Source organism: Zarconia navalis LEGE 11467, from assembly GCF_015207075.1.
Taxonomy (GTDB): Bacteria; Cyanobacteriota; Cyanobacteriia; order Cyanobacteriales; family Geitlerinemataceae; genus Zarconia; species Zarconia navalis.
On record NZ_JADEXN010000084.1, the window covers coordinates 1 to 12,521 of the forward strand.

The 12,521-nt window shown below is 52.2% G+C and carries 9 protein-coding genes; 2 read left to right on the plus strand and 7 right to left on the minus strand.

The window, feature by feature from the left end:
* The 3 genes from IQ235_RS06530 to IQ235_RS06540 all read right to left on the minus strand — a co-directional run.
* Positions 1-789: cyclic nucleotide-binding domain-containing protein (locus IQ235_RS06530; RefSeq protein WP_264320682.1), on the minus strand; the 789-nt coding region annotated here is incomplete at its 3' end.
* 22 nt (positions 790-811) lie between these two features.
* On the minus strand, positions 812-1,537 hold the full coding sequence (locus IQ235_RS06535; RefSeq protein ID WP_264320683.1) for a peptidylprolyl isomerase: 726 nt from the start codon (positions 1,535-1,537) through the stop codon (positions 812-814).
* Positions 1,538-1,798: 261 nt separating this feature from the next.
* Positions 1,799-1,960, minus strand: coding sequence for a hypothetical protein (locus tag IQ235_RS06540; RefSeq protein ID WP_264320684.1), 162 nt, complete (start codon positions 1,958-1,960; stop codon positions 1,799-1,801).
* 63 nt (positions 1,961-2,023) lie between these two features.
* Between IQ235_RS06540 and IQ235_RS06545 the strand changes: the two genes are divergently transcribed.
* A complete protein-coding gene (locus IQ235_RS06545) occupies positions 2,024-2,197 on the plus strand; it encodes a hypothetical protein (protein ID WP_264320685.1) in 174 nt (57 codons plus the stop codon).
* Positions 2,198-2,205: 8 nt separating this feature from the next.
* Positions 2,206-3,918 carry a methyltransferase domain-containing protein gene (locus tag IQ235_RS06550; protein WP_264320686.1) on the plus strand — a complete coding sequence of 571 codons (1,713 nt, stop codon included), beginning with the start codon at positions 2,206-2,208 and terminating at the stop codon, positions 3,916-3,918.
* 40 nt (positions 3,919-3,958) lie between these two features.
* Here the strand turns inward: IQ235_RS06550 and IQ235_RS06555 are convergent, their stop codons facing one another.
* The 4 genes from IQ235_RS06555 to IQ235_RS06570 all read right to left on the minus strand — a co-directional run.
* Positions 3,959-7,033: a CHASE2 domain-containing protein gene (locus IQ235_RS06555; RefSeq protein ID WP_264320687.1), complete on the minus strand. Its 3,075-nt coding sequence runs from the start codon at positions 7,031-7,033 to the stop codon at positions 3,959-3,961.
* A 491-nt stretch (positions 7,034-7,524) separates the two neighbouring features.
* Positions 7,525-8,142 (minus strand): DUF928 domain-containing protein, encoded by a 618-nt coding sequence (locus IQ235_RS06560; protein WP_264320688.1) that lies wholly within the window; start codon positions 8,140-8,142, stop codon positions 7,525-7,527.
* A gap of 473 nt (positions 8,143-8,615) precedes the next feature.
* Positions 8,616-11,162: a CHAT domain-containing protein gene (locus IQ235_RS06565; protein WP_264320689.1), complete on the minus strand. Its 2,547-nt coding sequence runs from the start codon at positions 11,160-11,162 to the stop codon at positions 8,616-8,618.
* Positions 11,163-11,514: 352 nt separating this feature from the next.
* On the minus strand, positions 11,515-12,521 hold a 1,007-nt coding region (locus IQ235_RS06570), incomplete at its 5' end, for a 2-isopropylmalate synthase (RefSeq protein ID WP_264320690.1).

Sequence of the window (12,521 nt, forward strand, 5' to 3'; positions counted from 1 at the left end):
GACGATCGCACCGGGGTCTTCGCCGGTTGAATCGTCCCAAGGATCTAAGTGCGAGCCATCTTCTTCGAGGGCAGCGCTGCCGGACTGGGTCAATGCCTTCTGCTCGGGCCACATCACCCCGATCAGCCGCACCCCTTTGCGTAGGGAAGAGGGCAAATAGGGCGATGGCAGCCGAGAACCGGTGGGATGTTCTCCGACGGAGCCGCTACTGACAAGCCAGGTGCGGTTGGCATCGAGTTGCGTCTGGCTGACCGCTCCGGAGGGAATATTAAGGACTTGGACATCCTCTAACATTTGCAAGGCTAAATCTTTTAAGTTCGATCCCGCATCGGCACGACGTTCGAGTTCCAAGCTCAACAGCTCGAACAATTCGGCGATCTCCACTCGATCTTTGAGAGCACTCGAAAAATTCGGCTTGGTTTTCAACAGCTCTAAAAACTCCATCGCCGGGATTGTCAAGCAGATGGTTTCAGTCGAGGCGATCGCCGTTTCGCACGAGACACCCCTGACCAAGCCGAGCCAGCCGAACATATCCCCCGCGCCGACGGTTTTCAAACTTGCCGACTTTTGCGATCGATGGTCGTATCCGAGCAATCGTACTTGACCTTGGTAGATAATCGACACTTGAGCGGGCAGTTTGTCTCGCACCAGGATTTGTTGCCCGATGCGGTAGCGCAAGAGCTGACATTTTGCCGCCAACCCTTCGATCGCGTTTTTCCCCAATCGCTCGAAGGGGGAGACTTGGGCGAGAAAGGCAGAAATTTGGGGTTGGGAGACGGTTTGAGTCATGAGTTAGAGCTGGGGAAGATCGCTAAGACTGGGTAACATCAATGTTCTGAGTTTGTTGCTTGAGCCAACTTTGAAACATTTCGTCAACTAAATGTTGACGCATGGGTTCGTCGAGTTGAGCCGGTCGGAACTCTTCGAGGCGCACGATGATAAACCACTCGGCTAGGGGTCTCGGGGCCCAAAGCTGACCGGGTTGAGAGACGGATAGGAGCTTACCGATGGCTGGATGGGGCTGAATGAGGGGAACCGGCCCGAGCAACCCGCCCGACCGGGCCTCGGGCCCTTGAGAGTATTCGTTGGCGCATTCGGCAAAGGTCTGCTCTCCTTCTAAAATGCGATAGTACAACTCGTGAGCTAAACCTTCATCTTGGGTTCGGAGCAGGGAGTAAATGACCCGATCGAGTCCGGATTTACGCTCCATAAAGTGGGTCTTCACTTTTTTGGACCACTTGTCCTGCTTGAATTTCTCGATCCGCACGGGTCGCATCGCAAGTTCGGTCAGTTCTGCTTCGGTGAGATTTTGATTTTTCAGCCAAGCCTCCATTGATTCGGGTGAGGTGAGCTGGTGCTTTTGGCAAAATTGCCGTACGGCGGTTGTTTTCTCTTCTTCAGTACAAGAATAATCGGCGATCGCTCGATCCAAAACCACTTCCCGCAAAAACGGCTGCATCAGTTGATAGCGCTTGAGCAGCGCCGGAATTTCATGGGCTTGGATTGCCCGATCTCCAACTTGGAAAAGGTCTGCCATCCTCAATACTGTACGTGCTGTTGTTGACTCGCAACTAACTTTCCAGCCTCCATTGAGGTGAGGAAATTTAGTGGAACTGCTAATTGTTCGCCTGATGGTCGAAGGTATTTGAGTAAAAAGTCTCCGTATAAAGCCATAATAGTTTAACTTAAGTTTTCTTCCACCCGAGCTGGGGGTGTGTGTCCGGTGGAAATACCAGCGCTCCTGTCGTTCGATGAGATTTTCTCGATCGAAGCGCAGCCCGAACAGCTCTGGAAAAACCTAAGGAACACTTTCATCATACGGCGGTCGCTCGATCGCATCCGGCAAGATGACCTCGAATCCCTCAACTTCTTCGGCTCGATCGAGTTGTTCTGGCGAGATCGCCTGGCCGTATCCAGCCAGGACAACTCGATCGACGACGATCGAGCGAGGTTTCTTCATCGGTTTGACCTCCTCAGATGAAGACATCTCCAGCATTCTCGGTGTCAGAATACTTTTGCAGCTATGACGGGTGGGTTGAATCTCAAGTTCCGAGTCCCGACGCGCGCTTCACCCCAATGGAAATATTGTTTCGATCGCGGAAACACTTTTGCCGATCGAGCGCGTCAGTTGCTAGTATCTTATCTTATTGCCAAAAAGTTAGGAGAATCCAGAGTCGATCGCGCACCGATCGTCTGAAGAAATCCATGAGATCGCACGAGGATCATGCAACTCTCGAATACCGAGCGACTCTGCTGCAACTAATGGAAGCGGATGCCCGCCATATTTTAGAGGTGGGCTGCGGGGATGGCTCTCTAGCTCGGCTTTACAAACAAATCGCCCCAGATTGTCACTACGTCGGCGTTGAAAGGCACTTAGAGACTGCGAGATCGGCAGCTCGACACCTCGATCGGGTGGTGGTCGGAGCGGTGGAATCGTTGGATTTACAGCAGTTCGGGCTAGAACCGGGCACGATCGACAGTATTATTTACAATCGGGTTTTCGAGGACGCGACCGACCCCAAAGAGCTACTCCAACGTCACGGGGCTTGGCTTAAACCGGGAGGGACGATCGTTGCCAGTTTTCCCAACGTCCAGTATTGGCAAACCCTTCGATCGCTGCTGCGCGGACGATGGGGCGACGACAGTGCCTTAGCTCGGGGATACCGACAGTGGTTCAGCCTCGATCGCATTCGCGAAATGTTTGCTGGGGCGGGTTTGCACCTGTGCGACGTCGTGAAACTCGAAAATGGCGATGGCGACTCGGAGGAGTTTCAACAACAGCTATCGGAGTTCGTGCAAGCCCTACCGCTCGATGGCGATCGCGCTGTGTGCGATACTGCGACTTCTGAGTACGTCGTCCGGGCCGTTGCCTCTATGGCTCCCCCTCGGCAGTTGCTGATTCAAACTCTGCTGCTGTCGACGATCGCGTCCGATCGGGTGCGGGTCTATCAGCCCGATCTATTGAGCCGTACCATTCCTGGGGTGAGAACGATTTCTCAAGTCAAGGCGGCCGATTTGAGTGTGGGGCGACCCGGTGAAGATAAAGTATTTGTCTGGCAGCGCGATCGCTGGACTTTATCTCACGCCATTGCCGTGCAGCAACCGCTACTGAGTCTGGGGTACTTGACCGTTGCGGAAATTGATGACGATCCGCGATTTTGGGCCGAGCACGTCAACAACAATTTTATCCTTTTCCGCAGTTGCCACTGCATCCAAACCTCCACAGACCCCTTGGCCGAGTTCTTACGTCAGTTCAATCCTTACGTACGAGTATTTCCCAACCAGCTACCGGTTTTGCCGCCACCTCGCACTTACCAGGACGATCTGCCGGTGACGCTCTTTTTTGGCGCGCTGAATCGAGAGGCGGATTGGGCCGAGATAATGCCCGCTCTCAACCGCGTCCTCGCCAGGTGCGAGCGCCGCGTTTGCGTTCGAGTCATCTACGATCGTGCCTTTTTCGAGGCTTTGGAAACTCCCCACAAAACCTTCGAGCCGCTGTGTACCTACGAGCGCTACCATCAAATTCTCCATCAGTGCGATGTGGCAATTTTGCCCCTTTTACCGACCCAGTTCAATCAAATGAAATCCGATTTAAAGTGGCTTGAATGTGCGGGTCACGGGGTTGCCGTTCTCGCCAGTCCGACGGTTTACGATCGGTCGATCGTGGAGGGGAAAACGGGGTCGATTTACCGCTCGACAACCGAATTTGCCTTCAAGCTCCACCAACTGATCGAGCGAGGGGATGTCCGACGGTCGATCGCAGCCAATGCTTACCAATGGGTGAAAGAGAACCGCCTATTGTGCGGGCACTATCGCCAGCGATACCACTGGTATCTAGAGATGCGCGATCGGCTTCCCCTGTTGACTGCGGCCTTGCGCGATCGCGTGCCTGAGTTGTTTAACGCCAGTTCGGGTTGAGTGGTTCTCCAATTCTCGTCTCTTTCCTCCCTTGCTAAAATTACGAGTATTTAACCGAACTTGAGATGATGCCCTGTTTTTCCATCGGTTCGCCACCAGAGTTCCGGGCAAATTCTGTGAGTGCCATCACCGCTTCAAATTGAAACTCGGCAACTAAACCTAAAAGTAGTTTGGCTGTTTCGGCATCGGCAACCGGCATGGTTTTGATGAGACTCCGAAGCCGGTCGTCATCTCCCGTGGCCGCAGCCCAATAAATGCCGGTCACCCATTCCGAGGGCATCACTTGAAGCCGGGATCGGATATTTCCCTGGAATCGAACGGCAGGAAATTTCCCAATCTGCGTGGATTCGAGAGACTCGACAATTCGATCGCAGCGGAACGTCCCGATCCACTGTTCCATCTGGCGGGCGATCGGTGCGAACTCAGGAGGAATTTGTTGGAGTAGCTGTAAAATCCGGTCGTTATCGATGGCGATCGCCGCATGGGTTAACTGAGCAAACCATTGTGGGGGCAAGATTCCTCGCAGTTCGATCAACGATTTGTCTAAGTTGGGTTGCCCGATCTCGTCCGTCTGAATTGGAGATCGTATTGCCGTCTGGTAGCGAATCCCTAAGTATTGAGCCATCATCTCTAAAACCACATCTTCTCGAATGGGTTTGTGGGTAACAGCATTGCAACCGGCCGCCAACATTCTCTCGTCGGCTTCGATTTGAGCATCTGCGCTGAGGGCAACGATCGCCGTCTTTCGAGGTTTCGAGCTGTTGTTGACCAGCTTGCGGGCGCATTCTTTGCCTCGAATGATTCGAGTGGCTTCACCACCATCCATCTCCGGCATCCGTGCATCCATCCAAATGAAGTCGGGTTGCCAAGACTCCCAAATTTCGACCGCCTCGACTCCCTGTTGAGCTTCTCGCACCTCAAACCCGATCGGTCGCAACATTTCGACCAACATCAGGCGATTGTCTCGGCGATCGTCTGCGACGAGGACGCGCGGTGGCAGTCCGTGGACTTCTAAGGCGATTGCCTGTCGACGATCGCGCCGATCCTCACCGGTATTTGCTTCGATGACATCGACGGGAATCTCAAAGTAGAACCGAGTTCCCACACCCACTTGGCTCTCGACGGTGATGCGGCCTTCCATCCGTTCGATCGATTGACGAACGATCGCCAAACCCAAACCCGTTCCTTGACCGGCGTTGCGACCGGTTTCGGTTTGAATGAAGGGTTCAAATAATCGATCGAGTTCTTCCGGGGCAATACCCAGACCGGTATCGACAATTGCGAAGCAGACGGTCGCCCGATCGCCATTTGCACGGGTCGTCCGCGTCGTACTAACCTCGACGGTCACTCCACCCGCTTGCACGAATTTAATGCCGTTACCGATCGTATTAATAAGAATTTGGCGTAGCTTGACTTTATCGACGCGAATGTACTCAGGAACCTCGGGAGCAATCTTAAACGTTAGAGTTAACCCCTTATCTCGAACGTGGAGGGAGAACATTTCTTCGAGATCGTCGAGCAATCGATACAGGTTGAAGTCGCAGGGTTGGAGTTCGATCTTTCCAGCTTCAATTTTAGAAAAATCTAAGACATTTTCAATCAAAGACAGTAAATGCTCTCCACTGCGATTGACGATCCGCACGCTTTCTTGGTGTTCGGGGGGTAAGGTGGTACTGCGAGCCATCAGTTGTGAAAATCCCAGAATGGCGTTGAGGGGAGTTCGCAGTTCGTGGCTCATATGGGCGAGAAAGGCACTTTTGGATCGGTTGGCGGCTTCTGCAGTATCTCGGGCGACCGCGAGTTCTTTGGCTTGTTTTTTAAGCTGCGTTGTTTTTCGAGCCAATTCTCGGGTCTGTCGTTCGAGGGTGATGGTGCGAGAACGCACCTTGTCTTCTAGGGTTTGGGCGTAGGTGACCAGCTGTTGGTGCGAATGTCTGAGGTCGTTCCAGAGGGTATAACCAATACCGACGATCGCAGCGCAGAGCGCACCGATTGCCGGGGTCAATCCCGGCAGCCACCACCCGCCGAGGAACGCCAGATACGCCATTGCCATGGGTGACGCGATCGCCACAACTAAACCGATGGCTACTTTTTTACGCTGAGGAAGTAACAATCCCAACATAGTGCTGCTCCCGCACCATAAGAAAATCCATAGCCCCTCGACGGGATCGGAGAAGGTGTCGATCGCAGCTCGTCCGTCAAGAGCCGCACTAACGATGGCGCTGGCGAGATGAGCGTGAATTTCCACCCCTGCGGGGGTCGTGGCATCGTTGATGGTGTAGGGATTGTAGAAAAAGTCGTTGAGACTGCGGGCGGTAACGCCGATCAGAACGATGCGATCGCGAATCAATTCGGCGGGCACGCGATCGTGCAGCAAATCGCTCAAAGCAATCGTCTCGAAATGCCCTGGAGGACCTCGAAAGTTGAGCAAGAGCTGATAGCCTCCGGCATCGGCTCCGACGTATCCGCCGTCATTGCTTTCAAATCGAGTAAATCGGGCTTTCCCCAATTCGATCGCGCCGTCGCCGGTTGGAGCCGGGGTGATGCCTTCAGATTCAAGGTACATCAGTGCCAGCTTTGCCCCCAAACTTAGCTTGGTTTCCCCATCGCGATGACTAGAAATTAATCCGCGTCGAACTTTGCCATCGGCATCGAGAACAATATCGTTCATGGCGACCCGATCTCGTTTTTTTAGGGTGGGAGGAGGGGCAACGGCATCGCCCGAGAATTTTTCCACGCCGATCAGATTGGGCGTCGATTCAAAGATTTCTACGAGTTCGGTATGTCCCGGTTCGACGATTAAATCGCGGTAGATATCTAAGCCGATGACTCTCGGATGGCGATCTCGGAGATTTTTCAGAGCGCGCGCGAGCATTGCATCGGAAATCGGCCATTGTCCGAGTTGGGTAATGTCCTCTTCTTCGACTCCCACGATGACGATCCGGGAATCGGGGGGTTCGATCGGGCGCAGGCGAAAAAAACGATCGAGAGTTGCCCACTCGAGTAGTTGAAACATTCCCATCCCGCTCAGGGCGATCGTTAATCCCGCAACACTTATAGCAATGGTCAAAGGAATGTGCCATCGCCACCAACCCGGTCGAAAGTCGAGCTTCATTCTGTTAGCCAATTCCGAATAAATTCATGCATCGTACCCTTGGGTTCAAAAGCGGGCGATCGGTCTTTTCTATGGGTAGGCTCGAGATCGTTTTCTCCTCATTGGGATTGGGCCATACCGATGGCTCCGCTCTATCGTTAATTTTAAAAGTGTGGTATTTAAGTAGGCGTTAAAATCCTCCAGGATGTCACTGAATATAACTCGACCCAACTCATCACTCTGATGAAGACTAGAGTTGAGTTATACATCTCAATGTAACCTAGCTTTTCTCCGTTCACCTACTGATTATCGAATAAAGTTTGGATAAAAGTCTATCTTGCAATTGTAAATTCTGGCAATCGTTCGAGATGCTCTTGAAGAGCGAATCTATTGATGGAGATGGGTTGGAAATCAATAGATCGGAACGTTTCTTTCCCATACGTTAAAGCCCGCGAGGCTCGAACGCACCCAAGTCATCCTCACGGGCTTTATTTAAAATTCCACCAATTTTTTTAGAAATTGGGTTCGATTAAGGGAGTCTCTTCAAGCGAATTTTCCTCATTCGCTTCGTCAGTCAAACGAAATTCTCCATCGATCGATTCTACCCATCCTTCAAGAGTCGGATCGTTGGGATCGAGTTCTTCCCCACACACCACTGAAAACGACCAGTAATATCGATTTTCAGTCTCAATATTTAAGATCTCTTTGGGAAGACTTATCCTTAAAATACCCGGCTCTCCACTAATAGGTAGTCGATCGTAGTAAATGGAGTTTCGATCGATGTCTTCGATGTTAACAATTGCAGTTTTAGCTGAGGTTTGTGGTAGATATACAGATAAGATCGACAGGGTTTCGGTCGATCCCCCATCCCGATCTCGATCGGGCTTTAAAGCGATAATTTGACTTTCCTCCAGACAGGTATCGTCATTGCGAGAACCTCCACCAGACGTGCTGTCGGGTTCTTCTTCACCTGGGGGTGGATCGAAGATTTGGAAAGTAACGATCGCTCGTTTGGAGATCGCATCTGATGTTTGAGCCAAACTCCATTTCGGAGTCGTTGAAATTACGGCGATCGTACAACCGATACCGATGGAGATCGAACGGTTGAAAGTCGAGTTTTTTGATAGCATTTGAGCTGAAAACCCCTACTGATTCGATAGAGCGTTATACGATTCATCTTGCCCTGTACCCCTAATCGTTACGTCTGGTTATCGATTGCTTTTCTAAGGAGATCGAAGTAGCGGATTTTGTCCAGTAAAAATACTGAACTTTTTTCCGAAGTGGGTCTCGACTTGGGTTTGCTTTTCCTGTATAATTACGGAAAGATCGATATAAAGCACTAGCGAAAAAAAGGCAACCGAACATCCGCCAATTGGCTGAAATTGCAATTTTTTCGACGGTCGCGACAATAAAATCTCGCCGAAATTGACAAAGCAATTATTTCAAAAAAGCAATCGACCTTAATACGTATTTTTATGTTTTTGTCAAGATGAATTATACCACCTAAATTTATAATAAGGTGGCTATATCTTGTGTTCGATCGAGGAATGCAAGAAAGGGAAAGGGGTGTGGAATTTAAAATTCCGCCCTTCAAAATTCTCCCCTAAAGCCAATTCCCAACTAAAACAAACGCGCTCCAAAAGAAAGGATGCTCGGTTTGAGGATCTTCGAGGAGAGTAAGTTGGGCGTTGCGTAATGCTTGGGCTTTACTCGTACCGGGTTGAACCAAGGATCGATACAACGCCACCATCAAATCGGCCGTCGAGCGATCGTTCACCCGCCATAGGGAGGCGATCGTACTGCGGGCTCCCGATCGCACTGCAACTCCCGCCAACCCCAACGCCGCCCGTCGATCGCCCGATGCCGTCTGACAGGCACTGAGGATCAGAAGCTCGATCGGGCTTAACCGATTGGATTCTCGGGCGGTAAGTAAGCGTTCCAAGCCTTGGGCATCGAGTTTGCCATCCCAGGTGAGGATAAACGTCTCATCTGCGGTGGAACTAAACTTACCGTGGGTAGCTAGGTGTACCACGGGGATCGAGAAGCGCTCGATCGATTCTTCGAGGGTAGACGGAGTAAATTCTTGATTCAAAAAAACCTGAGTCGGGAGAATTTGGGAGATTTTCGCCAGTTCCGCATCCACACCGGGAAGTTCGGAAAAGCCTTGGCGCGCTTCAGTTAACCCCCCGGCGAGAAGATTGAGATCTTCTGCAGACAAAGAGCGAGGCGCGAGCAGTTGCAAGCCGGAATTACGAGACACCGCGTACTTTTCGATCAGATACCGCCGACCATCGTACAATGCTGCCATGGGTAGGTTTCGCATCGAACCATCTAACACGAAAACGAGGGTTTCGATACCGCGTTCTTCTAACTGGGCTTCGACGGGACGAATCAGCCAATCGTAGATTTGCTCGGAGACTTGCAGCCGCACCCCGGTGGGAAACGACCGACTCATCGACTGTCGCATGTTCGCAAAAACGTCTTCAACATCGCTTTTGGGAAGTTCGGTTTGGTAGAGATGTAAGGGCCGATCGGGCAAGGACAGAATCACTGCAAGTCGATCGTCGAGGATGATGGGATGAAACACGGCAGCCGTGGGATCGATGCGATCGATTTGTTGGGGTTGGGCATCGAGGCAAGCTTGGCGGAAAAAGTTGTCGAGTTCGGCTAGTTGTAGGGCTTCTACGTAGTTGCGCGCTTGTTTGAGGTTCTTTTGAGACGGGATGAGATTGCCGGGTTCAGGAGCGAGCAACAAAGCGATCGCCTCTCGATAAATCGGTTCGATTTGCTCTTGAAATAAGACCTGTTCTTCGGGATTGGCAACTAAATCGTCGCGTAGGGTTCCCAGAGTCTCGATCGCCCCGGTATAGGCGGCAAGCATCCCGGTTCGATCGCCTTGTGCGTTTAGAATGCGTCCCAACTGCCACTGCCAGAGATAGGTAATTTCTGCAGCGTTGCGAGATTGAGCCAAACTGAGAGCTCGTTCGCTCAGTTCCCGCGCCTCCTGCCATTGTCCCGCGCGTTCGTACACCCGTCCCAAAGTTCCCAAGGCATAAGACTGAGCCTGGATATCCCCGAGTCGTTCGGCTTGGGAAATGGCCGCAGCCAGCAGTTGAGCGATTTGTCGATCTTCGGGAACCTCTTCCCCAGATGCCGCGAGTAGAGTTTGGGCGAAATTCACCCGTGCGTAGACAGTCGAACGACTGGCTTGAAGTCCGTTGAGATCGGATTCGATCGTCCTGACTAATGCTTCATCCCATCGATCGAGGGTTTGGAGGAGGCGCAACTGGTTGAGTTGGGCTTGCAGGCGATTGAGGGGTTGGGGAGCCAGATCTGCCGACTGTTTGTAGAGTTCCAGGGCAACTTCTCGATCGCTTCGTCTGAGGACATTTCCCAACATCAATAAACTCACCGAGATCCCCGCTTCATCTGCCAATGCTTCGGAAATCGACAAACTTCGTTCTAGAGCTTTGCGAGCACCCGAAACATCCCCAAAGGCTTGTAGCGCAGCTCCTAAACTCCGCAATCCCATTGCTTTGAGAGACAAATCCGTTTGAGTTTGTAGGCGATCGTTAACTCGCTCTAATATCCTTTGGGCTTGTTGGTAAAGCCCCAAATTTTGCAGGGCTTGAGCTTGGTTGATGCGGCTGCCCAACTCACCCAATTCGTCGTCGGCTCGATCGTAGACCGATTCGGCTTTCTGCCAAGTGTCCAGAGCCGTAGCGGCATCGCCGCGATCGAGATACAACGTGCCTTGAGTATTCAGGGTTTGCCCCAAAACCATCAGTCCCCAGGAATCTAAATCCGGTTCGTTCTGGAGTAGATCGAGGCTATCTTCGATCGCCCGTCGGGATTTGTCCCACTCTCCCAAAGCTTGGTAGGCGCGGGCGAGGTACGTTAAACTCAGTGCTTGTTGGAGAACATCTTCGCTGACGGCTTGCTCCCAAACCCGCACGGCTTCTGCAAACCGACCCGCATCGTAAAGTTGTTTGCCGCGTTCGATCGAGATTGAAGATTCGATTTCTGGTTCGATCGCGGCTTCAATCGCAATCTGGGGAGTAGGAGAAGCCACACCCGAAGTCTTGAAGGAAAAGAACGGGATTGGCAACAACACTGCCAACAGCAAACGTATCGAACGTAAGTCAAACATAGCGATCGAGTAGCAGTTGGTTTGTGGGGAGCAAACCCAAGAAAGGCTGTTATTGGAAATCTTCGCCCCGTTACGATGGGTTTCGAGGGGTCTCGGTACGAATGCAACCCGCGCTATTCATTCTATCGTGCTGTCCGGATGTTGCACCCCGTCTCGGGCTTCGGTTAGAGAAGAGAATTCCGCGCTTGCGAGTTCGGAACTCGCACAAGGAGAGGTTTACCAGTCCTGCCAGAGGGTTTACCCAATATTGTTGATTGAAGCAGCACCTCGATCGCGCAAAAGCGGGCGAACTTCACCCGCTTGCATCAAATCAAACCGAATTGCACTCATCTAAGCTTCGCTATCTACAGAGCTACAGAGTCGCCGTCGCTTTAGCAACAGCCTCCGATTCGCTCTGGAGCGATCCGTACAGCCGATTGAGCGCGTTGGTATAGGCATGAGCCGAAGCGACGATGATGTCGGTATTCGCCGCGTGACCGGAAAACACCCGCCCGTCGTAGCGCAAGCGAATGGTGACTTCCCCGAGGGCATCGATACCAGCGGTTACCGATTGTACGGAAAATTCAATTAACTCATTGGGCACGTTCACCACCCGGTTGATCGCCCGATACACCGCATCTACCGGTCCGGTTCCGATCGCCGCATCGGTAAGCTCTTCTCCCGTCGGCGCGCGCAATGTCACCGTCGCCGTCGGGCGGGCATTGTCGCCACAGGAGACCTGTACCAACTCCACCCGGAACAGTTCGGGGGGTTGCTGGATTTCATCTTTGACGATCGATTCTAAATCCCAATCGGTGATTTCCTTTTTCCGGTCGGCAAAGGTTTTGAACTTGAGGAAAGCGTTATTGAGTTCGGTTTCCGACAGCTCGAATCCCAGTTCTGCGAGGCGGGTTTGGAAGGCATGGCGACCGGACAATTTGCCCAACACGATTTGATTATCTGTCAAGCCAATGGACTGAGCGTCCATAATTTCGTAGGTGAGTTTGTGCTTGAGAACACCATCTTGGTGAATGCCAGACTCGTGGGCGAAAGCATTGGCCCCAACGATGGCTTTGTTGGGTTGGACGGACATCCCCGTGAGGCTCGAAACCAGGCGCGAGGTTTTGTAGATTTGCTGGGTGTCAATTCGGGTTAAGGGGTATTCCGATTCTGTCGGTCGTCCTAAGAACGGGTTGAAATACTGTCGCCGGACGTGCAATGCCATCACCAATTCTTCCAGGGCGGCATTTCCCGCTCGTTCGCCGATGCCGTTGATGGTACATTCGAGCTGCCTGGCCCCGTTTTTCACCGCTTCGAGGAAGTTGGCCACTGCCAAACGCAAGTCGTTGTGTCCGTGAACGGAAATGATGGCACGATCGA